Genomic DNA, 23651 nt, shown 5'->3' on the forward strand with positions numbered 1-23651 from the left:
GAAACCCGTGCGGATTCCCTGCCCGGATCGCCCAAATACGCCCAAATCGCCCAACGTGCCGCGCGAGAAAGGCCCGGGCCCGGCCGAGGACCTCAGCCGGGCAGCAGCTGGTCGACCGGGGCGTAGTCGTCGGTGAGCACCGTGGCGTCGCCGACGTAGCCGGCCAGCTCGGCACCGGAGAGCAGCGTGACCGGCTCCTTCACCTGGGCGAGCCGGGTGCCGAGCGCGGCCAGCGGGAGCGGGCTCCGGGACGCCACGATCACGAAGTTCGAGCCGACGTCGCCGGCCAGGGCGTCCGCCGGGGCGATCACCGCGACGTACCGGAAAGCCGCCTGGACCGTCGCCAGCTCGGCGCGGATCAAGCGGTCCGGCGGGTAGTCGATCACGTTCTGGGCGTAGATCCCGTCCTCGCGCAGGGTGCGGGAGATGTCCGCGGCCATCTCCCGGGTGGCCAGGTGCCACGGCACCACCTGGTGACCGAAGGCGTCCCCGACCACCAGGTCGTAACCGGCCGACGGGCGCCCGGCCACGCCGACCCGGGCGTCGCCGACCCGGACCCGCAGGTCGGCGCCGGTGACCAGGCCGAGTTCGCGCTTGTCCAGCTCGACCAGCTCGCCGTCGAGCTCGAGGACCAGCTGCTCGCTGCCGGGACGGGTGGCGCGCAGGTACCCCGGGACGGTGAAACCGCCGCCGCCGATGTGCAGGGCGTCGATCGGGGCGCCGGCCGGGCGCACGACGTCGGCCACCGCGGCGATCCACTGGACGTAGGCGAACTCGAGGTGCCGCGGGTCGTTCAGATCGACGTACGAATGGGGTGCCGCATTGAGCAGCAGCAACCGACCACCTGGCCGATCAGGATCGGTCTGTACCCGGGCGCAGTGGTAGGCGGTCTCCACGTCGCACGGTGTCGGCGCGGTCGCGCCCAGACCGGCGCCGACCAGTCCGATCGAGACGGCCACCGCCCGGAAGCGGGGTGAGCCGGGCAGGTCGGGGTGGTTCTCGTCGCGGCGCAACCACCAGCCGAGCACCAGGCCGCCGAGTGCCAGCAGCACCGCCAGGCTCAGGATGATCGCGCTGCTCGGCATCGCGGCGACGAACACGAACCCGGTGCCGAGGGTGGCGGTGATCGCGCCGAGGGTGCCGATGCTGGACAGCCGGCCGACCACGGTGCCGGCCTCGCGCAGGTTGCTGAGCTGGAGTTTCACCACCATCGGCGGGATCGCGGAGAGCACGAACGCGGGCAGGAAGACGGCCAGCGCGGCGAGCAGGAGCACGGCCGGCGCCGCGCCGCCGCGGAGCAGCTCACCGCCCCAGCGGACCAGCGGCAGGGTCACGGCGGTGCCGATCGCGCCGAGGATCAACGCCGGCGCCAGCAGGATCCGCGGGTCGAACTGGTCGGCGAGGCGGCCGCCCAGCCACGCGCCGTAGGCGATGGCGGCCAGCGAGATGCCGATCACCGAGCTGCTGACCTGCAGGGTGACACCGACGTACGGCCCGACCAGGCGCAGGGCGACGATCTCCAGGACCAGGACGGCACCGCTGGCGCCGAAGGCCAGGGCGGCGGCCAGAGCCGCCGGCAGTGCTCGGGGCGGCGCGACGATGTCCATCGCGCGATGCTAACCGGGTCAGAGCATGGAGAGATGCACGTGGTTGGTGTGCACCGCGGCCGCGTCACCTGTCGCGCTGTAGGCCCGCCAGCCGGTGCTCGGCATCCAGATCTGCCGGTACCAGATCACGTACATGATGCCGAGGCGGTCGGCGTTCTTCACGAAGTAGGCGGCCAGGCGGTCGCCGTAGGCCTTGTCGCTGCCGGTCGCCGCCGAGGTCTTGAAGGTGGTGGCGTTGGACGAGAAGTCGCAGGCCCGCCCCTTCGGGTGCTCGCCGGACGACCGCTGGCTCCAGCACACCGTGTAGTGCTTGAAGCCGTCCGCGCGGGCCTGCTCGTACGCGTGCAGCGTCCGCGGCGTGAGGCACCCGTCCGACGTCGGGTCCTTGATCGAGCAGGACTCCTTCGGCCAGGAGCCGTCGGAGTTGCGCGGCGCGGGCTCGGCGGCCGGCGAGGACGCGTCGATGAAGCCGCCGGCCGATCCGCCGCCCACCTCGGCGAGCGCCAACTCGGCCTGCTTCTTCTTGCGCTCCATCACCGAGACCTGGCGCTTCTGCTCGCCGATCTCGGCGTTCAGCCCGATCTGCGCCTTCTTGATGGTGTCGATGTCCTCCCGGTAGTCGGCGAGCGTGCCGCCGTCCACCTGGGCGAGCATGTCGAGGCTCTGCACCCGGTCCACGAAGCGGTCCGGCGAGTTGCTGTTCAGCAGCAGCGCCAGCGTGCTCATCCGGCCCATCTGGTACGACCGGTTCGCCACCTCGGAGACCCGGGAGGTGAGCTTGTCCGAACGGGTCTGCGCGGCCTTGAGCGTGGCGGCGAGCTGGGTCTGCCGTTTCTTGGAGGCGGCCAGCTTCGTCTTCGCCTGGTCGTACCCCTTGGCGGCGGCTTCCAGGTTGGTCCGCAGCTTCTTCGTCCCACCCTCCGGGTCGGCGGCGAACGCCGGAGTTCCGGGCACGATGAGGACAGCCATGACCGCGGCCGCAAGAAGGGCGAGCAGGGCGGTACACCGGCGCGGGGAGATGACCGCCACGGAAAACCTCCAAGTCGGGAGCGCGGGTACTTTACCGTGCCGGACCTGGCGTAAGGGAGATCGATCAGGTCGCTGAATATCCACCGTCGACGAAGAGTGTCTGCCCGGTCACCGCTTGGCTCGCGGCACTTGCCAGAAAGACGGCACATCCGGCGAAATCTTCGGGCACCCCGTTGCGGCCGATCATGGTGCGCGCCGCGTGGGCCGCCACTTTCGTGGGATCGGCGAAGACCGGCTCGGTCAGCGGGGTGTGCACCACTCCGGGCGCGATCGCGTTGCAGCAGACCCCGTGCGGCGACCAGGCCTCGGCCTGCGAACGGGTCAGTCCGACCAGGCCGGCCTTGGCCGCTCCGTAGGCGCCGCTGTTGCCGTACGCGCGGAACGCCTGCTGGGAGACGATGTTGATGATCCGGCCCCAGCCGCGCCGGGCCATCACCGGGCCGAACGCCTGCCCGAGAAGGAACGGCGAGGTCAGGTTCGCCGCCAGGGTGAGGTCCCAGACGTCCTCACCCAGCTCCCCGAGCGGCGGGCGCAGGTTCACGGCGGCCGAGTTGACCAGGATGTCCGGTTCGCCGTACCGGGAAATGATCTCACTGATCGCGGCCCGGACGGCCTCGCGGCCGGCGAGATCGGCGGTGATCGCGCCGCCCTCGACACTGTGTTTCCGCAGCTCAGCGACGACCTCGTCGAGCGGACCCGGCCGGCGGGCGAGCACCACCACCCGCGCTCCGGCACGACCCAGGGCCAAGGCGATGTCGCGGCCGATCCCGGAACTGCCGCCGGTCACCACCGCGGTCCGCCCGGCCAACCCGAAGAGCTCATCGAGGTACGAGGTCATCTCCGCACGGTAGAACTTCGCGTGACCGAGTCGGATCAGAGTGTGAGATCCGACACGTCATCCCGGAGTCAGTCCTCGATCGTGGGCGGTCCGTCCGGAAAGAGGGTGCTGTGCACGGTCTGCCAGATGTCCTCGTTCGCCGCGACCAGCAGGCCCCGCCGGGTGTTCGCCGCCCGGTAGTCGGTGCCGTCCAGCAGCCGGGAGACGCCGCCGGCCTCCTGCACGATCAGCGAGCCGGGCGCGTGGTCCCACGGGAAGAGCCGCCAGAACATCCCGAACTGCTGCAGGTCGGTGGCGATCGCCGGGTACTCGTATCCGGCGCAGTGCTTCCCGTTGGTGTAGCCACCGAGCCCGCCGGCGTGCGCGTCGACCTGGTCGCGGTAGTTCTCCGGGAGGTACTTGCGGGAGATCACGCCGTGCAGCTCCCCGGCGGCCGGCGCGTCGGCGCGGGACTTCAGCCGCACCCCGTCCCGGAACGCCCCGGCGCCCGCCTCGGCGAGCGTCATCCGGTCCTCGACCACGTCGAGGATCCAGGCCGCCACCGTGACACCGTCCCGGACCAGCGCGGTCATCACGCAGAACGGCGTGCGCCCGGCCGCGAAGTTGTTGGTGCCGTCGACCGGGTCGACGATCCACACCGCACCGCCGGCCCCGATCCGGTCCCGCACCGCGGGGTCGGCCGCGACGGCTTCCTCGCCGACCACCACCGAACCGGGCAGCAGCGCGGTCAAGCCCCGGGTCAGCGCCCGCTCGGACTCCTGATCGGCGATGGTGACCATGTCACCGGGCGCCTTCTGGTGCACCTCGTCCGCGCTCAGCTTCTGGAAGCGGGGCAGCACGATGGTCTGCGCGACCTCACGGATGAGGGCGGACACCTGTTCAAGCACGCGGCGGCAGCTTCACGACGCTGACGAAGAACTCGTCGATCTGCCGGATCACCTGGATGAACCGATCGAAGTCCACCGGCTTCGTCACGTACGCGTTCGCGTGCAGCTCGTAGCTGCGCAGGATGTCCTCGTCGGCCGCCGAGGTGGTCAGCACGACCACCGGGATCCGGCCCAGCTGCTCGTCCTTCTTGATCTCGGCGAGCACCTCGCGGCCGTCCCGGCGCGGCAGGTTCAGGTCGAGCAGGATCAGGTCGGGGCGCACCGCGTCCGCGTACTGACCCTCGCGGCGCAGGTAGGCCAGCGCCTCGGCACCGTCGGAGACGACGTTCAGCCGGTTGCGGACCTTGTGCTCCTCGAACGCCTCCTGCGTCATCAGCACGTCACCGGGGTCGTCCTCGACCAACAGGACCTCGATCAGGGTGCCATTCGCCCGTTCGACACTCATGCGCCAACCACCTCTCGGCTTTCCTGCTCATCGCCCGACTCGTCGAGACCGATCACCGCGGGGAGCGTGAACCAGATCGACGCACCGGGGGTGACGTCGACATCGAGCCAGATCCGCCCGCCATGGTATTCGACGATCTTCTTGACGATCGCCAGTCCGATGCCGGTCCCCTCGTACGCGTCCCGGGCGTGCAACCGCTGGAAGATCACGAAGACCTTGTCGGCGAACTCGGCCTCGATCCCGATGCCGTTGTCGCGCACGTTGATCCGCCACTCCTTGCCGTCGCGCTCCGCGGTGATCCGCACCTCGGACGGCACGTCCGGGCGGCGGAACTTCAGCGCGTTGCCGACCAGGTTGACGAAGAGCGTGGTGATCAGCGGGTCTTCGCCCTCCACAGTGGGCAGGCCGGACCAGATGATCTCGGCGCCGTCCTCGGTCCGGCCTTCCAGCTGCGAGGTCACGTCGGTCAGCACCCGGTTCAGGTCGACCTCGGTGAAGCCGCTGGTGAGCCGGCCGATCCGGGAGAACGCCAGCAGGTCGTTGATCAGGCGCTGCATCCGCTGGGCGCCGTCGACCGCGAACCCGATGTACTGGTCGGCGCGCTCGTCCCTTGCGCAGCGGCTCCTGCAGGTCGTGCGAGGCGACGTAGGCGAACTGCTCGAGATCCCGGTTGGACCGGGTCAGCTCCTCGGCCTGGCTCTTCAGCTGGTCGTTGATCCACTCGACCTGCTGGCGGGCGCCGCGCACCTCGGAGAGCTCGGAGGCGATCTGCTGGCGCATCCGGTCGACGTCGGTGGCCAGCCCGACCAGCTCCGGTGAGCCGTTCGGGCTGACGATGTGCCGTTCGTAGTCGCCGGAGGCCACCTGCCGGACCTCGTCGGCGAGGTGCACGATCGGCCGGCTGACCAGGCGGTCCATCAGGAACAGCAGGATCACGCCGGCCAGCACCACGATCGCCGCCGCGGCGATCTCGATGGCCACCATGGTCTGGCTGGAGGCCTTGGCCTCGTTCGCGCTGCGGGCCCGCACCACCTGGATCTGGTTCTGCATCACGCCGATCGCGGAGCGCAGCCCGTCGAACTCGGTGGTGTCACCGGCCGTCACCCGGGCCTGGCCGGCGTCGGTGCCGCCGTCCCGGACCGCGTCGATGACCGGCTGGGCCACGTCCCGGTGCCAGGTGACGATCCGCGCCTTCACGTCGTTCAGGGTGGCCCGGATGTCCCGGTCCTCCGGGTGCAGATAACCCTCGATCCGGGCGATCTGGGCGTTCTGGTCGGCAAGACCTTTCCGGTACGGATCGAGGCTCGCGTCGCGCCCGGTGATCGCGTAACCGCGGATGCCGGTCTCCTGGTCGACGAGCGCGGTGTTCAGCGTCTCGCCGGCGGCCCGCATCGGGCTCACCCGGTTCAGCACGTCGTCGAGCTGCCGGTTGTGCGCCGTCGCGGTGATCGCGGCGAACACCCCGAGACCGATCAGGATCAGGCCGACGGTCGAGGTGAGCGCGAGGATCCGGCCGCGGAGAGTCCACGACTGCACGCTGAGCACGCTCACCGTCCGGCGCCCCGGGAGATCAGCAGCATCGCCACGTCGTCGGTGAGCGGGCCGCCGTTGTCCTGGTCGGCGCGGGCCACCAGCCAGGCCGGCAGCCCGGGCAGCGGCACCTGACGCGCGTCCGGGTCGTCCAGCAGCTTGCAGAGCCCGTCCACGTCCAGGCGTTCCTCACCGGCGCCGATGCGCCCCTCGATCAATCCGTCGGTGTACATCAGCAGGGACCAGTCATCGCCGGTGAACTCCAGCTCCGTAGCGGGGGTAGGCGTAGGACGTACCCCGAGCACGATGCCGGTACGCGCGTGCACCGGCGCGGCCCGGCCGCCGGAGAGGACGACCGGCGGCGGGTGGCCGGCCAGGCGTACCGTCGCGCGGTTGCCGGGCAGGTCGATCACCGCCGAGGCGACCGTGGCGAACACCTCCCGGGCCCGCCGTTCGGACATCAGCACCTGCTCCAGCGACGCGAGCACCTGCTCCTCGGGCACCCCGGCGAGCACCAGCGCGCGCCAGGCGACCCGGAGCTCGACACCGAGCGCGGCCTCGTCCACCCCGTGGCCGCAGACGTCGCCGACGATCACGTGCAGCCGGTCCTCGCCGATCTGCACCACGTCGAAGAAGTCGCCGCCGAGCAGGCCGGCCGCCCGCCCGGAGCGGTAGAACGTCTCGACCGCCACCTCGGTGGTCTTCATCAGCGGCTTGGGCAGCAGGCCGCGTTCCAGCCGGGCCGACTCGTCCTGGCGCAGCTCGATCTCGCGCAGCCGCCGGGCGTTCTCGTCGGCCCGCTTGCGCTCGACCGCGTACCGCAGCGCGCGGACCAGCCAGACGCCGTCGACCTGGCCCTTGACCAGATAGTCCTGGGCGCCCTCGGCGACCGCCTGGACACCCAGGTGCTCGTCGGAGCGGCCGGTGAGCACGCAGACCGCGGCGCTGCCGGCCACGGCGAGCAGCTTGCGGAGCCCGTCGATGCCCTCGGCGTCCGGCAGCCCGAGGTCGAGCAGCACGCACTCGGCGCCGCCGATCAACGCCCGGGCCTCACGCAACGTGGTGGCGACGGTCAGCTCGAACGGCGCGGACGCCTCGGTGAGCAGCTCGCGGACCAGGAAGGCATCGCCCTCGTCGTCCTCGACGAGCAGGATGCGCAGATGCTCCAGCTGCTGCTGGTTCAGCGCATACGTGCTGGAGGCGAGCGAACGATCCATCATCGAAGAATCCCCACTCGACGTTGAGGTGACCGGGAAATCGTGTACCACCGGGACCCGCGGCACAACACCGGTCACCAGCTCGTGACCTGGCTTCACACCGGCTCGCTGGGAGCGCTGCCATCCCCGGACGCGGCCACCCGGCGGGCATGATCAGCGATCACCTGGCCAAGGATGCCGTGCAACCGCCCGCAGTCCCGGCAGTGCAGGTTCTCATCCAGGTGGCGACCGCCACACTCGACGCACTCGCCGCGGTCCTGCGGGTCGCGATAGGACGCCAGGGCACGGCACATCGCGCGGATCAAATGGTCGCTCATGGTGAACATCTCATCACCCAGAGCGGTGCGCAGCCCGATCAGCGCCACCGGCGGGGCGTCCGGATGCGGGTCGTATGGCGCCACCGCGTCGATGAACTCCGCGATGACAGCGGCCGGGTCGAGCGAGGCAGTCACCCGTACAACGCTATTGCACGCAACAATTGATCTACCGGGTACCCGGCGGCCGGACCACCAGGCTTAGATGTCACCCATGCGTGACGCTGCTCTCATCCGGCCGGCTCGGCGCGGCTTCGCCGCACTGGCCGTCCTCGCGGTACTCGCCCTGGCGGGCTTCGCCGCGGTCCGCTCGATCCTGCCGCCTCCGGCGATCCCGGCCTCGGCGCCCGCCGACGAGTTCAGCGCCCAGCGTGCTTTTTCCGAGGTACGTACGATCGCCGCCGCCCCGCACCCGGCCGGCAGCGCGGCGAACGACCGCGTGCGCGAGCACCTCGTCGAGACCCTGCGCGGCCTGGGCCTGAGCCCCGAGGTGCAGGACACCGTCTCGACGCAGGGCGGCCAGCTCTCCGCCAGCGCGGGCGGCACCGGCCTGGCCCGGGTCCGCAACGTGGTCACCCTGATCCCGGGCAGCGCCTCGACCGGGCGGATCTTCCTGGTCGCGCACTACGACTCGGCGCAGACCGGGCCGGGCGGCAACGACGACGCGGCCGGCACCTCCACCGTCCTGGAGACCGCCCGCGCGCTGACCAGCGGCGGCAGACTGCGCAACGACGTGGTGCTGGTGCTGACCGACGCCGAGGAGGCCTGCCTGTGCGGTGCCGAGGCGTTCGTCCGGCAGCACCCGCTGGCCCGCGACGGCGGCGTGGTGCTCAACCTGGAGGCGCGCGGCAGCTCCGGCCCGGCGATCATGTTCGAGACCTCGACCGGGAACGCGAACCTGGTCGGGGCGTATGCGCACGCGCCGTACCCGGTCGGCACGTCGTTCGCGGTGGAGATCTACCGCCGGCTGCCCAACGACACCGACTTCACCTCGTTCCGGGAGGCCGGCTTCCTCGGCCTGAACTCGGCGTACATCGACGGCGCGGCGGTATACCACGCGCCCACCGACACCCCCGAGGCGATGGACCGCGACAGCCTCCAGCACCACGGGTCGAACGCGCTGGCCGTCACCCGCGAGCTGGGCGGCCGGGACCTGAGCACGCTGCGCGGCGGCGGGGACGCCACCTACTTCCCGGTGCCCGGCCTGCTGGTCCGGTACCCGGGCGCGCTGGTCTGGCCGCTGGCCGGGCTGGCCCTGATCGCGGTGGTGGCGCTGGGCTGGCTGGCCCGCCGGAAGGGCCGGCTGACCGGGCGGCGGCTGGCGCTGGCCGGCGCGCTCGGGCTGGCCCCGATCGCCGTCGCGCCGGTGCTGGCCCAGCTGTACTGGACCGTGCTCACCCTGATCCGGCCGGAGTACGCGGCGCTGCCGATCGACCCGTACCGCCCCGGCCTGTACCGGATCGCGGTGATCGCGCTGGCGGTGGCCGTGGTGGTGTGCTGGTTCGCGCTGTTGCGCCGCAAGCTCGGTGCGGCCGCGCTCGCCGTCGCGGGGCTGGGCTGGCTCGCGGTGCTCGGCGTGGTGCTGGCCGCGGCCGTTCCGGGCGGCGCCTACCTGGCCACCCTGCCCGCGCTGGCCGGTGCGCTGGCCGGGATCGCGGCTCTCTACCTGCGCGACGGGGCGGCCACCGCGGTGATCACCGTCGGCGCCCTGGTCGCGGTCGTGATCCTGCTGCCCACCGTGGTCATGCTGTTCCCGGCGCTGGGCATGGGACTGGGCGCCGCCGGCGCGTTCCTGACCGTGCTGATGATGCTGGCACTGCTGCCGGTCGTCGACCTGATCCACCCGTCCGCCGAACCGGTGCAGGGGCTGCCCGCGGCCCGCGCCCGTCGCCGCGGCGCGCTGCCCACCCTGGTCGCCTCGCTCGCGGTGCTGGCCTGCACGGCGGCCGGCCTGGTGGTGGACCGGTTCGACGCGAAGCACCCGGCGCTCACCCAGCTGATGTACGCGCTGGACGCGGACACCGGCACGGCGGAGTGGCTCAGCGCCGAGACGGACACCCAGAAGTGGACCTCGCAGTACGTCGCCGGCGACCCGAAGCCGGTGGCCGGGATCCTGCCGGCGTTCGGCGCCGAGGAGTTGCGGACCGGGCCGGCTCAGGCCGCCACCCTGCCCGTGCCGAACCTCACCCTGGTCTCGGACACCGCGGCGGCGGGCGGCCGGGTGCTCACGCTCCGCCTGGCCCCGCAGCGGACGGTCCGGTTCGTCACCCTGCACGTGGCCGCGGGAACCGAGGTCAGCGCCGCGACGGTGGGTGGCCGGCCGCTGCCGGTGACCACGTCGGCCGGTGGTGGCTGGGGCTTCGGTTTCGTCTTCCACGCCCCGCCGGCCGAGGGCGTCGAGGTGGTGCTCACGGTCCGCGGCACCGGGCCGGTGAAGCTGCGGGCGATGGACGCCAGCGACAACGTCACCGAGATGCCCGGTTTCCACGCGCGACCGTCCGGCGTCGGCGTCCTCGGCTCGCACAGCAGCGAGATGGTCGCCGTCGCCAAGACCTACAGCTTCTGACCGACCCTCATCTGCCCCGGCCGCGACGGCCGGTCGGGGCGTCGTGCCGGAAGTGCACGAAGAGGCGACCCCAGTTGTCGCCGTCCTTCTCGATCCGGTGGTAGAGCTGCTTGATCTCCTTCTGGTCGAGGAAACGGATCACCTTCTTCTTCAAGGCGCCGGTTCCCTTCCCCGGGATGATCTCGACCATGGCGGCCTTCTTGTCGATCGCCTCGTCGATGATCCCCCGCAGGGCTTTGTCGATCTGCTGGCCCTTGTTGAAGATGTCGTGCAGGTCGAGCTTCAATTTCATGGCACGACCCTATTCCGCGGCGGACTTGCCGAGCCAGGTCTCGACCCGGCGGACCGCCTCCTGGTAATCCGGCTGCTGCTTCATCGCGGCAGCCAGGCGCAGGTGCGGTAACGCCTCGCGGAACCGGCCGGCCCGCTCCAGGGTGCGGCCCAGCACGTGGTGCGCGTAGTGATCCGAGGGGTCGTGGTCGACCAGGGCTCGCAGGTGGGTCTCCGCCGCGTTCAGCTGGGCCGAGTTGAAATAGGCCCGGGCGAGCAGCTGACGGACCGCCGAATTGTGCGGCTCCGCCTCGATGATCGGTTCGAGCAACCGGGACGCCCCGAGCGGGTCACCGGACTCGAAGAAGAAATTGGCTCTGCGGTACTCCTCGAGAAGATCCACGTGCAGCTCCCCACGCTTGCGCCGCCGACAATGACCAACGCTTGCACAACATCGCGCGAACGGCGAGTGTTCCGGGGCCACACCGTGGCGCTATACGGCTTTTGTCCGCCTGATCTGGTCGGCCGCCCCGGTCAGCATCACCGAACCGGTCATCGAGTCCACCGCGAAGCCGATCGCCTCACTCGCGCCCAGCCGGGTCACGGCCGGCGCCGCGGGGCCGAACACCGTGGTCACCGCGAGGGCGGCGGCCACCGCGGTCACGCCCGCCCGCCAGCGCCAGGTTGCCGATCGGGTGCTGCCGCCGATTGCCTCAATCGTCATAACCGTCATGCCGAAGACCATGACGGCGCACGATGTCAGCCCGCTGTGCGATCAGCGTGACCTCTCTGTGCGCCAGGGTCACAGCTGGTACACAGGAAACGGAAAGCCGGCGCAGAGCGTCGCCCACCACAGTAGGGGCATGACGATGGCGAACGCAGACTCCAGCACCGAACTCCGGCGGCCCGACGGGACCCCGGTGCGGGTCCTCGTGGTGGACGACGAGCCGACGCTGGCCGAGCTCCTCTCGATGGCCCTGCGGTATGAGGGCTGGGACGTCCGGAGCGCCGGCGACGGGCTCTCCGCGGTGCGTACGGCCCGGGACTTCCGCCCGGACGCCGTCATCCTGGACATGATGCTGCCGGACATCGACGGGCTGGAGGTGCTGCGCCGGCTGCGCGGGGAGTCCCCCGAGGTGCCGGTGCTGTTCCTGACCGCGAAGGACTCGGTCGAGGACCGGATCACCGGGCTGACCGCGGGTGGCGACGACTACGTCACCAAGCCGTTCAGCCTGGAGGAGGTGGTGGCCCGGCTGCGCGGGCTGATGCGCCGGATGGGGCACGCGCCGATGCGTACCGAGTCGCAGCTCGTCGTCGGGGACCTCTCGCTGGACGAGGACTCGCACGAGGTGCGCCGGGCCGGTGACCTGATCACGCTGACCGCGACCGAGTTCGAGCTGCTGCGTTATCTCATGCGCAACCCGCGCCGGGTGCTGAGCAAGCCGCAGATCCTGGACCGGGTGTGGAACTACGACTTCGGCGGGCAAGCCAACGTCGTGGAGCTGTACATCTCTTACCTGCGCAAGAAGATCGACGCCGGGCGCACGCCGATGATCCACACGATGCGCGGCGCCGGTTACGTCCTCAAGCCGGCTGACTGACGATGAGCGCTGCCGACAGGGCCCACACCCGTCCCGCCCGCTGGCGCAGCCCGGCGGGCTGGCCGCTGCGCACCCGGCTGGTCGCCACCATGATCGCCCTGCTGGCGGTCCTGGGCCTGGTCGTCGGCGGCACCGCCGAGCTCTACCTGAAGCAGTCGCTCTACAGCCAGATCGACGATCGGCTGGACGAGGTCCAGAAGCTGAGCAGGGGCTTCGGTGGTGGTCCGGGCGGACTGAAGAATCCTGACCCGAGCCAGGACAACAGCGTGAACGTGCCACCGGGCGCGGAAGCCAAGTGGATCTTCCTCTATTACGACTCGTCGATGGTCCAGCAGGACGGCGGCCTGCTGCAGTATCGCGACCCCTCGACGACGACCACCACGAACAATCGCTACTCCGGTTACTTCGAGCCGCTGACGGACTCGGAGAAGGCGACACTGCTCTCCGCCGGAGCGAACGGCGACAAGAAGACCGTCGCCGTCGGGGACCGCGGCAACTACCGGGTCACGCTCTTCAAGACACACTCCGGGCAGCCGGGCAGCAGTCAGAGCAACGGTTACACGGTCGTGGCGCTGCCGCTCTCCGATGCCAACGACACGCTCATCAAGGTCGCCGGCTTCACCGGCTGCGTCATCCTCGGGTCGCTGCTGATCGCGGGGTGGGCCGGTGCGCTCATCGTCCGTCGTACCCTCAAGCCTCTCGATCGGGTCGCGGCCACCGCGAGCCGGGTCGCTGAGCTGCGCCTGGACCGCGGCGAGGTGCAACTCGCGCAGCGGGTGCCCGCGCAGGACACCGACCCGCGCACCGAGGTCGGCCAGGTCGGCGCCGCGCTGAACCGGATGCTCGACCACGTCGGCAACGCGCTCGAGGCGCGGCACGCCAGCGAGATGCAGGTCCGGCAGTTCGTCGCGGACGCCAGCCACGAGCTGCGGACGCCCCTGGCGGCTATCCGTGGGTACGCCGAGCTGACCCGGCGCAGCCGGCAGCCGATCCCGGACGAGCTGGCCCACGTGCTGGGCCGGGTCGAGTCCGAGGCGAAGCGGATGACCACCCTGGTCGAGGACCTGCTGCTGCTGGCCCGCCTGGACGCCGGTCGCCCGCTGGCGCAGGACCCGGTCGACCTGACCATGCTGGCCGTGGACGCCACCAGCGACGCGCACGCCACCGCCCCGCGCCACTACTGGCAGCTCGACCTGCCGGACGAACCGGTCACCGTGATCGGCGACGGCGCCCGGCTGCACCAGGTGCTGGCGAACCTGCTGGCCAACGCGCGCACGCACACCCCGGAAGGCACCACGGTCACCGTCAAGGTCGGCACGATGCCGAACGCGGCAGTGCTCCAGGTGATCGACAACGGTCAGGGCATCCAGGCCGAACTCGTGCCGCACATCTTCGAGCGCTTCGCCCGTGGCGACAGCTCACGATCGCGGGCGGCCGGCAGCACCGGCCTGGGGTTGTCGATCGTGCACGCGGTGGTCACCTCGCACGGCGGCAAGGTCGGCGTGCAGAGCCGGCCCGGACAGACGATCTTCACGGTGATGCTGCCGGCCACCGTGCCGCAGGTCGTCCCATCAGCTGAACATCACACGCCATATCTGCCGCGGGTGGGCTGATCCGGCTATGCTGGCGGCGTGTCTCAGACTTGGGCGTTCTATTGGTTTACGGGGCCGGCTCGCGCCGGTGCCTCGGCCATGACCGCATGACCTGAGACACCCCGCCAGAGCCGGCAAGGCAGCGACGACGTCGCTGCCTTTTTGTTTGCCTCGAGCAAACCGGCTCTCGCGCAGGGCCGGTTGAGAAGGAGAGCCATCATGACCGCCCCTGAGGTGCAGCGCGTCCGCGACCAGCGCATCGAGAAGGTCGTCCCGCTGATGAGCCCGGCGCTGCTGCACCACGAGCTGCCGCTCACCTCCGCGTTGCACGACACCGTGCTGGCCGGCCGCAGGCAGGTCGAGGACGTGCTGAACGGACGAGATAAACGCCTGCTGGTCGTGGTCGGGCCGTGCTCGGTGCACGACCCCGCCGCCGCCGGTGAGTACGCCGACCTGTTGAAGGTCGAGGCCGAACGGCTCAGCGAGGACCTGCTGATCGTGATGCGGGTGTACTTCGAGAAGCCGCGCTCCACGGTCGGCTGGAAGGGTCTGATCATGGACCCGGCCCTGGACGGCACCGGTGACGTCGGCGAGGGCCTGCGGATCGCCCGCAAGCTGCTGCTCGAGGTGGTCGACCGGGGTCTGCCGGTGGCCGTCGAGTTCCTCGACCCGATCACCCCGCAGTACATCGCGGACACCGTGGCCTGGGGTGCGATCGGCGCCCGGACCGTCGAGTCGCAGGTGCACCGCCAGCTCTCGTCCGGCCTGTCGATGCCGATCGGCATGAAGAACCGCCCGGACGGCAGCGTCTCCACCGCCGTCGACGCGATCCAGGCCGCCGCGGCGCAGCACGTCTTCCCGGGGATCGACTACTCCGGCACCCCGGCGATCCTGCACACCACCGGCAACCCGGACTGTCACCTGGTGCTGCGCGGCGGGGGCGGCAAGCCGAACTACAGCGCCGCCGACGTCGAGGCCTCGATCGCGCTGCTGCGCAAGGGCGGCCTGCCGGAGCGCCTGGTGATCGACTGCTCGCACGGCAACAGCAGCAAGGACCACAACCGGCAGCCGCTTGTCGCCGAGGACATCGCCGCGCAGATGGAGGCCGGGCAGCACGCCATCAGCGGCGTGATGCTGGAGAGTTTCCTGGTGCCGGGCCGGCAGGAGCTGGGCGCCGAGATGACCTACGGCCAGTCGGTCACCGACGCGTGCATGGGCTGGGACAACACGGTGTCGGTGCTGGAGCGGCTGGCCGCGGCGTCCGCCAAGCGCCGCACGCTGTAACCCGCAGGACGCGGTACTCACAGGGACCACACAGCGGCGGCACAAGGACGCGACAGCGGCGGTGTAAATAGTTCATCAGGTACGAATCCGCCAGCTCTGGGAGTACCTCGATGACCTCGAAGTCGGCGGCGTCGACGGGCGAAGAATCGCTCGTCGACGCCGACACCGGTCCCGCCGAACCGTCCCCTGAAGCTGCCGCGCCAGCTGAACCCTCCACGCCGGCCGAAACGCCTGCCGCTGTTTCTCCGGCAGCCGCTTCTGCTGCCGCTGTTTCTCCGGCAGCCGCTTCTGCTGCCGCTGTTTCTCCCGCAGTCGCTTCTGCTGCCGCTGCCGCGCCGGCCACCGCTGTCGCTCTCGCCGAGCGCGAGCGCGAGCGGCCGGCCGTGATCGACGGGGAGGCGAGCCCGGCCGAGACACCCGCCGAGACGCCGCCTCCCCCGCCGCACGACCGCACCGGCGCTGCGCGGTACCTGCTCGGCCGTACCGACGCCCCGTGGGTCCGGCCGTCCCTGATCGCCCTGCTCATCGGCACCGCGGTCCTCTACATCTGGGGCCTCGGCGCGTCCGGCTGGGCCAACGCGTTCTACTCGGCGGCGGTGCAAGCCGGCTCGGCGAGCTGGAAGGCGTTCTTCTACGGCTCCTCCGACGCCGCGAACTCGATCACCGTCGACAAGACCCCGGCCTCGCTGTGGATCATGGCAATTTCGGTACGGATGTTCGGCCTCAGCGCCTGGAGCATCCTCGTGCCGCAAGCGCTGCTCGGCGTGGCCAGCACCGGCCTGCTCTACGCGACCGTCCGGCGCGGCTTCGGACCGGCGGCCGGCCTGATCGCCGGGGCGGTCTCCGCGCTCACCCCGGTGGCCGTGCTGATGTTCCGGTTCAACAACCCGGACGCGCTGCTCGTGCTGCTGATGGTGGCCGGGGCGTACGCGACGCTGCGCGCCGTGGAGGGCGGCTCGACCAAGTGGATCGTGCTGGCCGGCGTGTTCGTCGGCTTCGGCTTCCTCACCAAGATGCTGCAGGCCCTGCTCGTGGTCCCGGCGTACGGTCTCGCGTACCTCATCGCCGGCCCGCCCAAGCTCGGCAAACGCATCTGGCAGCTGCTGCTCTCGCTGGGCGCGGTGATCGTGTCGGCCGGCTGGTACATCGCCATCGTCGAGCTGGTGCCGGCGTCGGCCCGGCCGTACATCGGTGGGTCGCAGAACAACAGCCTGCTCGAGCTGGCCCTCGGCTACAACGGCCTGGGCCGGCTCAACGGTGAGGAGACCGGCAGCGTCGGTGGTGGCGGCGGGGGCGGTGGTGGCAACGGCGGCAGCATGTGGGGGTCGACCGGCCTGACCCGGATGTTCGACAGCTCGCAGGGCGGGCAGATCTCCTGGCTGCTGCCGGCCGCGCTGATCGTGCTGGTCGCCGGCTTGGTGATCACGGCGCGGCGGGCCCGTTCCGATCTGCAGCGGGCCGGGCTGGTGCTGTGGGGCTCGTGGCTGCTGATCACCGGGCTGATCTTCAGCTTCATGCAGGGGATCTTCCACGCGTACTACACCGTGGCGCTGGCGCCGGCGGTCGGCGCGGTGGTCGGGATGGGCGTGGTGCTGCTCTGGAAGCACCGGGCCAACATCGTCGCGGCGCTGACGCTCGGTGCGGCGGTCGCGGTCACCGCCTGGTGGTCGTACACGCTGCTCGGGCGTAGCTCGGACTTCCTGCCCTGGCTGCGGCTGCCGGTGCTGATCGTCGGGATCGTGGCGGCGGTCGCGGTGGTCGCGTCGTTCCGGCTGTCCCGGCGGATCGCGCTGATCGGCGGGACGGTTGCGCTGGTCACGGCGCTGGCCGGGCCGGCGGCGTACGCGGTGCAGACCGCGTCCGAGGCGCACACCGGCTCGATCCCGTCGGCCGGTCCGGCGGTGTCCGGTGGCGGCTTCGGCGGTCGCGGCGGCCCGGGTGGTGGCGGCGCCGGTCGCGGCAACCGCGGCGGCGGCTTCCCGGGTGGCGGCACTTTCCCCGGCGGCGGCACTTTCCCCGGCGGCAATCAGAACGGTGGCGGCTTCCCCGGTGGCGGAACCCAAGGCGGGACTCAAGGCGGCGCGCCCGGTGGCGGCACCCAGGGTGGCACTCAAGGTGGTGGCAACCGCACCGACGGCGGGGGCCGGGGCATGGGTGGCGGCGGGATGGGCGGCCTGCTCAACGCCGCGACCGTCAGCGCCGAGATGAAGGCCCTGCTGGAGCAGGACGCCGGCAAGTACACCTGGGTGGCCGCGGCGATCGGCTCGCAGAACGCCTCCGGTTATCAGCTGGCCACCGAGCAGCCGGTGATGGCGATCGGCGGCTTCAACGGCACCGACCCCTCCCCCACTCTGGCCCAGTTCAAGGACTACGTCGCCGCTGGCAAGATCCACTACTTCATCGGCGGCAGTGGCTTCGGCGGGGGCGGCAGCTCGGGCAGCAGCGACAGCGGTCAGATCTCCTCCTGGGTGACCGAGAACTTCACCGCCACGACGGTTGGCGGCACCACGGTCTACGACCTGACCACGGGAGTGTCCGGCACCACGGCCTGACAGCACTGATCGACGGCGCGGGCGGTCTCCCTTCTCGGGGCGGCCGCCCGCTCGGCTTTCACGTCGTACAAAAAAGTGGTTTTCGGGGTGTTGATCCTGGTGATAAATCGGAAACAACGCCCAAGAACTCACAGTCGGCGCACAGCGTTCTTATACAGCGGGCAAAGATGCGCGGCGGAGATTGTCCTCATGAGCCTCTCGACGCTGCCATCGCAGGACGCCGGACCGACCCGCGTCACCGCTCCGGTGCTCGACGTCGTCGTCCCGGTCTACAACGAGGAGATCGACCTCGAGCCCTGCGTGCAGCGCCTGCACGCCTACCTCGCGGCCTACTTCCCGTACCGATTCCGGATCACCATCGCGGACAACGCGAGCATCGACGGCACCGCGGCCGTGGCGCAGCGTCTGAAGGCCACCTACCCCGAGGTCGAGGCGGTGTACCTGACCGAAAAGGGTCGGGGCCGCGCCCTGAACCACGTCTGGACACAATCGGACGCGGCCGTGCTCGCCTACATGGACGTCGATCTCTCGACCGACCTCGGCGCACTGTTGCCGCTGGTCGCACCGTTGATCTCCGGGCACTCCGATCTGGCGATCGGATCACGGCTGGCGCGAGGTTCGCGGGTGGTCCGGGGAGCGAAGCGCGAGTTCATCTCCCGGAGCTACAACCTCATTTTGCGTACGACGATGGCCGCGCGATTCTCCGACGCGCAGTGTGGCTTCAAGGCGATCCGGTCCGATGTGGCCCGTCGACTGCTGCCGATGGTCGAGGACACCGGATGGTTCTTCGACACCGAGATGCTGGTGCTCGCCGAGCGGGTCGGCCTGCGCATCCACGAGGTGCCGGTCGACTGGGTGGACGATCCGGACAGCCGCGTCGACATCGTGGCGACCGCGATCGCCGATCTCAAGGGCATCGTCCGGATCACCCGTGGGCTGAGCACCGGCAAGATCCCCCTGGCGGCGCTCCGCGAACAGCTCGGCCGCAATCCGCTGCCGGTGGACGGGGTGCCGACCGGCCTGACCGGTCAGCTGATCCGGTTCGCCGCGGTCGGCGTCGCCAGCACACTCGCCTACCTGGTGCTCTACGCGCTGCTCCGGGTCGGTGTCGGGCCGCAGGCGGCGAACCTGGTCGCGCTGCTGGTCACCGCGGTGGCGAACACCGCGGCCAACCGGCGGCTGACCTTCGGGGTGCGTGGCAACGACGGCGCGCTGCGGCATCAGGCGCAGGGACTCGTGGTGTTCGGAATCGGACTGGCGCTGACAAGTGGCTCGCTGGCACTGCTTGACGCGGCGTCCACCCAGCCGTCCCGTTTCGTCGAACTGTCGGTGCTGGTGCTGGCGAACCTGGTGGCGACCGCGGTGCGGTTCCTGATGATGCGGGTGTGGGTGTTCCGCGGCTCCCGGTCCTGAGCTCTTCGTCTGGTTCACCCTTTTCGCGGCGTCCGTCCACTACGGGCGCCGCGTTGCGTTGCCTGCCGCTTGTATCGCCATCTGACACTCTCCGTGTCGGTGCCGCCGCCAAAACACGGCAAAAACGTTGTACCGGCTGATGAAACCCTTTCCGGTCATCTCACCTCTTGGGCGCGCCTTCCGGGGTCTCGGGTAGTTCGGCCGGAAAATTCGGCACACGCAGACGTATCACGGAAGCAACTCAGAGGTAACAATGGGCTTTGATCGGGATAGCCGACTCTCGATCCTTGCTTCACCGGCGCGGCAGACCGGAAGGCGGCAGCACATGCTCAGCAAAGAGGACACCCGACGCCTGTCACAGCTGGAGCGCCAGCTCCGGCGGGACGACCCCGACTTCTGTGCCCGGATGGGTGGCGGGAACTTCAGTGTTCCGGCTCCCCGGCCCCCGATAGCCCTCTTCATCGCCGCCGCCGTGATCGCTGTCGCCGCGATCGTCCTGGGCGCGGTGGGCTGGTGGATCGCCTCGATCATCGTCGCGGTGTGGGGCGCGGTGACAGCGGCGGCGGCTGGGTACCGCTTCCAGAAGTTCCGCTCCCGCTGACACCCGCGCATCCCCTGGTCATCTGGCCTCATGATCGTCGTCGGCTGAGCCTGCCCCGATCGAGCCCGCGCCCGGCACGGCGCGGGCTCGATCACGTCCCAAGCAAGCGTGTGAAGTGTGGGCGCGCTCCGCACCGAAAGTCCCCACACTCGCCGTCACCACACGCTGCGTGGGGAGTTTGGGCGCGCTCCGCACCGAAAGTCCCCACACTCGCCGTTGCCGCACGCTGCGTGGGGAGTTTGGGCGCGCTCCGCACCAAAAGTCCCCACACTCGCCGTCGCCGCACGCTGCGTGGGGAGTTTGGGCGCGCTCCGCACCGAAAGTCCCCACACTCGCCGTCGCCGCACGCTGCGTGGGGAGTTTGGGCGCGCTCCGCACCGAAAGTCCCCACACTCGCGGTTGCCGCACGCTGCGTGGGGAGTTCGGGCGCGCTCCGCACCGAAAGTCCCCACACTCGCCGTCGCCGCACGCTGCGTGGGGAGTTCGGGCGCGCTCCGCACCGAAAGTCCCCACACTCGCCGTTGCCGCACGCTGCGTGGGGAGTTTGGGTGCGCTCTGCACCGAAACTGCGGGTGGGTGGGTCAGGTGGTGGCGGCTAGGACGGCGGCTCGGGGGCTGGTCAGGACCGGGCGGCCGGGGAGCAGGGCGGCGGCCGGGGCCATGCTCGGCTGGGCCAGCACGATCACTTCGGCGTCGACGGCGCGGAGCTGGGCGGCTATGGCCGCGTGGTAGGCGGGCAGGTCGCCGGCCTCGAAGAACTGCCATGCGTCCAGGCAGGGCACCAGCACCAGGTCGGCGGTGGCGTCCTCGTCCCGGAGCACGGCCGTTGTGGGTTCCACGGTGGACTCGACCGCGTAGGCGACCGCGATCCGGCCGCCCTTCGCCGCTGCGATCGCGGCTCGGGCCATCGGGCGGTCGCCGCGCAGGGCGCCGGCGCGTTCCGCTTCCAGGCCGATGGTGGAGCAGGTGCAGACGATCACGTCGGTGTCGGCCAGCTCGGCCAGCCGTTCCCGCAGCCGATCCTCGACCGGCAGCCCGGCGCGTGCGTCGGCCAGCAGCTGCGGATCGACGACGTGCCGGTCCTGCCAGCCCGGCGCCAGCTCCGCGACCAGACCGCGGAACGTCGCCACGTGCACTTCAGCGGTATGCAGAAACCCGATCGTGCTCACTCGGCCACGGTAACGGCCGCACGATCACGACGTGACAGCACCGACCGCGGTCACCGGGTCACCGGCGCGCGCACCGCGACAGCTGCGAGAAGCACTCGAACGGCCGCACGATCGCGACGTGACGGCACCGACCGTGGTCGTCGGGTGCTTGACGTCGACGTTGACCGTGCGGGCACCGCGGTGGCTGCGGGAAGGCTTGAGGGGCGGCGGGGTCAGGTGAAGGTGGTGGTGGCGGTGGGGACGTTGCGGGCTCGGGCCACCTCGCTCGCTTCCGCTTCGACTCGGTGCTGCTGCTTCGGGGTCAGAGGGGCGAACGGGGTCACCGTGAGGTCGACTCGTTTCTTGCCGGCCATGCGAGGGCGCCACACCCCGGCGATCTCGCCGTCGAGCAGCAGGACGCCCGGGTTGCCGAGTGCGCGCCACACCTCCTTGTGCCGGTCTCGCTCCGGGATCAGCAGGTCTCGGTCACGGGCCTGCAGCAGCGGGTCCATCGCCGGCAGCAGGCGGACCGAGGCCGGGGTGGGCGGTGACTCCAGGGCGGGCACGCTGGCGGCCGGCAGCCAGGAGCGGCGGCCGTCGACGTGCAGCTCGACCAGGTCGGCGGGCCAGTGCGCGCGGACCTCGGTGGTGGTGCTCTGCAGATATTTCGCCACCTCGGCCGGGGTGGCCGGGCCCAGAAAGCGCAGATAAGTGGTGACCAGCTCCCCGAACCCGTGATTGCTCTCCGGGAACGGCGCGTCGAGAGGACCGAGCATGGCGTCGCGGCCGCGGGAGAGCACCTGGACACCACCGGGCAGGCCGGCCAGCTGCCAGACGCTGCCCGAGACGTGCCGGGCCTGGCAGGGCTTGCAGTCGAAGGTCAGCTCGGCGGGCACCCGGCTGCTCACCGCGGTGCTCACCTCGCCACGCGGCATCGGCGTGTGCACCACCTCGCGGAAGGCGGCCGCGGTGGCCCGGATCGCCGCGATCCCCAGGCTCAAACCGTACGGAATCTGTGCGCTCTTGATCCTCGCGGTCGCGTCGGCGTCGCTGATCGGCCACAGCTGGGCGGTCAGCGCGGCGATGTCGGCGCGCCGGTGCAGGTGGGGCGCGCCACGGGTGGCCCACACCGTGAGCAGGCGATCGTCGTCGAGCTCGGCGCTGGTGCGGGCGGCCAGCGCGACGTGGGTGGAGCCCGGGGTGTATTCCTGCACGCCCAGGTCGAGCACCGGCAGGTCGGCGGGGCGGGCACTGACCCGCTCGGTGAGCCCCAGCGCGGCCAGCCGGAATGCCATCACCTGCGCACGATCCACGTTGATCATCGCTGCACCTCCCGATCAGGTGCGACGACCGTACCGCCGGGATGCGACATTTCTCAGGCGTTCCCGGCGGGCGCCCGGCAGGCCCTCGACATACTCCCAGGTGTCCAGGCTGGTCGGGCCGTACGGGCCCTCCTGCGGTATCGGCGGCTCGCCGGTCAGACGGTACCCGCAGCGACGGGCCACCGCCGTGCTCGCCGAGTTGCCCGGATCGATCCGCAGCAGCAGCCGACGCAGGTGCAACGTGCCGCAGGCGTACTCGGTGAGCAGCGACAACGCGCCCACCGCGAGCCCGCGCCGCCGGTATGCCGCACCCACCAGATAACCCAGCTCGGCCTCGCGCGGCACCGGGTTGACCCCGAAGAGCAGCACCTCGCCCAGCGGCGCGAGCCCGTCCACGGTGATCGCGAGCTGGATCCGGCGCCCGGTCAGCCGCCCCTGCTGGGCCCGTTTCAGGTAGGCCAGCCCGGCCTCGACGTCGAACGGCGACGGCATCGGCGTCCAGCGGGCGATGTCCGGCTCGTCGAGCAGCGTGACCAGATCCTCCAGATCGTCGGGCGTCCATTCGCGCAACACGACCCCATAGCCCGCCAACCGGAGCGGGTGCGGCAGCGGGCTGGTGGTCACTCCTCGAATCCTGCCTAAAAGGACCCGTTTGCGGCTAGTGGCGATCGACAAGTCGTCTTTGACGATTCTTGACCGTCCATCCGTCGGATAACCGATCGCTTTACCGCGGGCCTTCCGGGCGGCTTCGCCGCTTGCGTCCGGCACGGCAGGATCCGGTGCATGTCTTCCCTTTCCGGTACGTCCTCGGCCTACCCGGTCAACTCCAACGAACACTGGGCGCTCTACAACGCCCGGCAGTCCGAGCGTGACGTCCGTGCGACCTGCCGCCGGGCGATGGAACTGGCCGGTCCCGGTGCCGGCCGGACCGCTGTCGACCTGGGCTGCGGAGCGGGCCGGGAAACTCGTGCGCTGCTCGAGTCCGGCTGGCGGGTGACCGCCTTCGACGGTGACCCGACCATGCTGTCCGCTGTCGATCAGCCGCACCCGGCGCTGACCGCCCGCCGGCTCAGCTTCGAGCAGATCACCGAACTCCCCGATACCGACCTGATCCACGCCGCCTACGCGCTCCCGTGGCAGGACCGGCCGCACTTCGATCGCCTGTGGACCATGATCCGCTCGGCGCTGCGCCCCGGCGGCTGGATCGCCGTGGACCTGTTCGGCGTGCGCGACAGCTGGGCCGGTGCGCCGGGAATGACGTTCCTGACCGAGACCGAGGCGAAATCCCTGGCCGACGGCCTGACCGTCGAACACTGGCACGAGGAGGACGAGCTCGGCGCCGCCAGCAGCGGCCCCAAACACTGGCACGTCTTCCAGCTGATCGCCCGCCGGCCCACCTGACCCCACCCCGCCGCGCGACCGGAGCGACGAGCGG

The 23651-nt window shown here is 70.7% G+C and carries 23 protein-coding genes and 1 pseudogene; 9 read left to right on the top strand and 15 right to left on the bottom strand.

Annotation, left to right across the window (positions count from 1 at the left end; translation table 11 throughout):
• Positions 1-92: 92 nt before the first annotated feature.
• The 6 genes from ADL15_RS21725 to ADL15_RS55475 all read right to left on the bottom strand — a co-directional run bounded on the left by ADL15_RS21725 (position 93) and on the right by ADL15_RS55475 (position 5363).
• A complete protein-coding gene (locus ADL15_RS21725; RefSeq protein WP_067694119.1) occupies positions 93-1607 on the bottom strand; it encodes a fused MFS/spermidine synthase in 1515 nt (504 codons plus the stop codon).
• 18 nt (positions 1608-1625) lie between these two features.
• A complete protein-coding gene (locus ADL15_RS21730) occupies positions 1626-2636 on the bottom strand; it encodes a coiled-coil domain-containing protein (RefSeq protein WP_157441513.1) in 1011 nt (336 codons plus the stop codon).
• 64 nt (positions 2637-2700) lie between these two features.
• Positions 2701-3474, bottom strand: a complete 774-nt coding sequence (locus tag ADL15_RS21735; RefSeq protein ID WP_067694122.1) for an SDR family NAD(P)-dependent oxidoreductase — start codon at positions 3472-3474, stop codon at positions 2701-2703.
• Positions 3475-3542: 68 nt separating this feature from the next.
• Positions 3543-4361, bottom strand: a complete 819-nt coding sequence (locus tag ADL15_RS21740) for an inositol monophosphatase family protein (protein ID WP_067694124.1) — start codon at positions 4359-4361, stop codon at positions 3543-3545.
• Entirely contained in the window at positions 4354-4806 is a 453-nt protein-coding gene (locus ADL15_RS21745) for a response regulator (protein WP_067694127.1), read from the bottom strand. The genes ADL15_RS21740 and ADL15_RS21745 overlap by 8 nt, the downstream gene beginning before the upstream one ends.
• Positions 4803-5363, bottom strand: coding sequence for a sensor histidine kinase (locus ADL15_RS55475; RefSeq protein ID WP_232344270.1), 561 nt, complete (start codon positions 5361-5363; stop codon positions 4803-4805). The genes ADL15_RS21745 and ADL15_RS55475 overlap by 4 nt, the downstream gene beginning before the upstream one ends.
• 76 nt (positions 5364-5439) lie before the next feature.
• Between ADL15_RS55475 and ADL15_RS55480 the strand changes: the two genes are divergently transcribed.
• On the top strand, positions 5440-5625 hold the full coding sequence (locus tag ADL15_RS55480; RefSeq protein ID WP_232344271.1) for a hypothetical protein: 186 nt from the start codon (positions 5440-5442) through the stop codon (positions 5623-5625).
• A 6-nt stretch (positions 5626-5631) separates the two neighbouring features.
• Here ADL15_RS55480 and ADL15_RS56860 read toward each other — a convergent pair.
• The 3 genes and pseudogenes from ADL15_RS56860 to ADL15_RS21760 all read right to left on the bottom strand — a co-directional run.
• Positions 5632-6198, bottom strand: a pseudogene (locus tag ADL15_RS56860) (CHASE3 domain-containing protein); the annotation flags it as partial.
• 155 nt (positions 6199-6353) lie between these two features.
• Complete coding sequence (locus tag ADL15_RS21755) at positions 6354-7556, bottom strand: PP2C family protein-serine/threonine phosphatase (protein WP_067694130.1); 1203 nt, start codon at positions 7554-7556, stop codon at positions 6354-6356.
• 92 nt (positions 7557-7648) lie between these two features.
• The gene (locus ADL15_RS21760; RefSeq protein WP_067694133.1) at positions 7649-8005 is read right to left on the bottom strand and encodes a hypothetical protein; all 357 of its coding nucleotides are present in this window, start codon (positions 8003-8005) and stop codon (positions 7649-7651) included.
• 76 nt (positions 8006-8081) lie between these two features.
• Here ADL15_RS21760 and ADL15_RS21765 point away from each other — a divergent pair, with 76 nt between their 5' ends.
• Positions 8082-10433 carry a M28 family peptidase gene (locus ADL15_RS21765; protein WP_083971547.1) on the top strand — a complete coding sequence of 784 codons (2352 nt, stop codon included), beginning with the start codon at positions 8082-8084 and terminating at the stop codon, positions 10431-10433.
• A gap of 7 nt (positions 10434-10440) precedes the next feature.
• On the opposite strand, the gene ADL15_RS21770 is transcribed toward ADL15_RS21765, so the two are convergent.
• The 3 genes from ADL15_RS21770 to ADL15_RS21780 form a co-directional block, all read right to left on the bottom strand.
• Positions 10441-10725, bottom strand: a complete 285-nt coding sequence (locus tag ADL15_RS21770; protein ID WP_067694138.1) for a Smr/MutS family protein — start codon at positions 10723-10725, stop codon at positions 10441-10443.
• 9 nt (positions 10726-10734) lie between these two features.
• Positions 10735-11106, bottom strand: coding sequence for a tetratricopeptide repeat protein (locus ADL15_RS21775; RefSeq protein WP_067694141.1), 372 nt, complete (start codon positions 11104-11106; stop codon positions 10735-10737).
• 90 nt (positions 11107-11196) lie between these two features.
• On the bottom strand, positions 11197-11427 hold the full coding sequence (locus ADL15_RS21780; protein ID WP_157441514.1) for a hypothetical protein: 231 nt from the start codon (positions 11425-11427) through the stop codon (positions 11197-11199).
• Between the two features lie 139 nt (positions 11428-11566).
• Here ADL15_RS21780 and ADL15_RS21785 point away from each other — a divergent pair, with 139 nt between their 5' ends.
• The 6 genes from ADL15_RS21785 to ADL15_RS21810 all read left to right on the top strand — a co-directional run bounded on the left by ADL15_RS21785 (position 11567) and on the right by ADL15_RS21810 (position 19746).
• Positions 11567-12304 (top strand): response regulator transcription factor, encoded by a 738-nt coding sequence (locus ADL15_RS21785; protein WP_067694147.1) that lies wholly within the window; start codon positions 11567-11569, stop codon positions 12302-12304.
• Between the two features lie 2 nt (positions 12305-12306).
• Positions 12307-13917, top strand: a complete 1611-nt coding sequence (locus tag ADL15_RS21790) for a sensor histidine kinase (RefSeq protein ID WP_067694150.1) — start codon at positions 12307-12309, stop codon at positions 13915-13917.
• Positions 13918-14115: 198 nt separating this feature from the next.
• Positions 14116-15180 carry a 3-deoxy-7-phosphoheptulonate synthase gene (locus tag ADL15_RS21795; protein ID WP_083971549.1) on the top strand — a complete coding sequence of 355 codons (1065 nt, stop codon included), beginning with the start codon at positions 14116-14118 and terminating at the stop codon, positions 15178-15180.
• 383 nt (positions 15181-15563) lie between these two features.
• Positions 15564-17732 carry an ArnT family glycosyltransferase gene (locus ADL15_RS21800; protein ID WP_394326946.1) on the top strand — a complete coding sequence of 723 codons (2169 nt, stop codon included), beginning with the start codon at positions 15564-15566 and terminating at the stop codon, positions 17730-17732.
• 189 nt (positions 17733-17921) lie between these two features.
• The gene (locus ADL15_RS21805) at positions 17922-19145 is read left to right on the top strand and encodes a bifunctional glycosyltransferase family 2/GtrA family protein (protein ID WP_067694153.1); all 1224 of its coding nucleotides are present in this window, start codon (positions 17922-17924) and stop codon (positions 19143-19145) included.
• A gap of 325 nt (positions 19146-19470) precedes the next feature.
• A complete protein-coding gene (locus ADL15_RS21810) occupies positions 19471-19746 on the top strand; it encodes a DUF3040 domain-containing protein (protein ID WP_067694156.1) in 276 nt (91 codons plus the stop codon).
• Between the two features lie 581 nt (positions 19747-20327).
• Here the strand turns inward: ADL15_RS21810 and ADL15_RS21815 are convergent.
• From ADL15_RS21815 to ADL15_RS21825, 3 genes are all read right to left on the bottom strand, one after another.
• The gene (locus ADL15_RS21815; protein WP_067694159.1) at positions 20328-20915 is read right to left on the bottom strand and encodes a hypothetical protein; all 588 of its coding nucleotides are present in this window, start codon (positions 20913-20915) and stop codon (positions 20328-20330) included.
• Between the two features lie 212 nt (positions 20916-21127).
• Positions 21128-22216, bottom strand: coding sequence for a DNA glycosylase AlkZ-like family protein (locus tag ADL15_RS21820; RefSeq protein ID WP_067694162.1), 1089 nt, complete (start codon positions 22214-22216; stop codon positions 21128-21130).
• Positions 22217-22231: 15 nt separating this feature from the next.
• The gene (locus tag ADL15_RS21825; RefSeq protein ID WP_067694165.1) at positions 22232-22840 is read right to left on the bottom strand and encodes a GNAT family N-acetyltransferase; all 609 of its coding nucleotides are present in this window, start codon (positions 22838-22840) and stop codon (positions 22232-22234) included.
• A 159-nt stretch (positions 22841-22999) separates the two neighbouring features.
• Between ADL15_RS21825 and ADL15_RS21830 the strand changes: the two genes are divergently transcribed.
• Positions 23000-23617: a class I SAM-dependent methyltransferase gene (locus ADL15_RS21830; protein WP_067694167.1), complete on the top strand. Its 618-nt coding sequence runs from the start codon at positions 23000-23002 to the stop codon at positions 23615-23617.
• Positions 23618-23651 lie beyond the last annotated feature (34 nt).

The sequence above is a fragment of the Actinoplanes awajinensis subsp. mycoplanecinus genome (assembly GCF_001509495.1).
Classification (GTDB): Bacteria; Actinomycetota; Actinomycetes; order Mycobacteriales; family Micromonosporaceae; genus Actinoplanes; species Actinoplanes palleronii.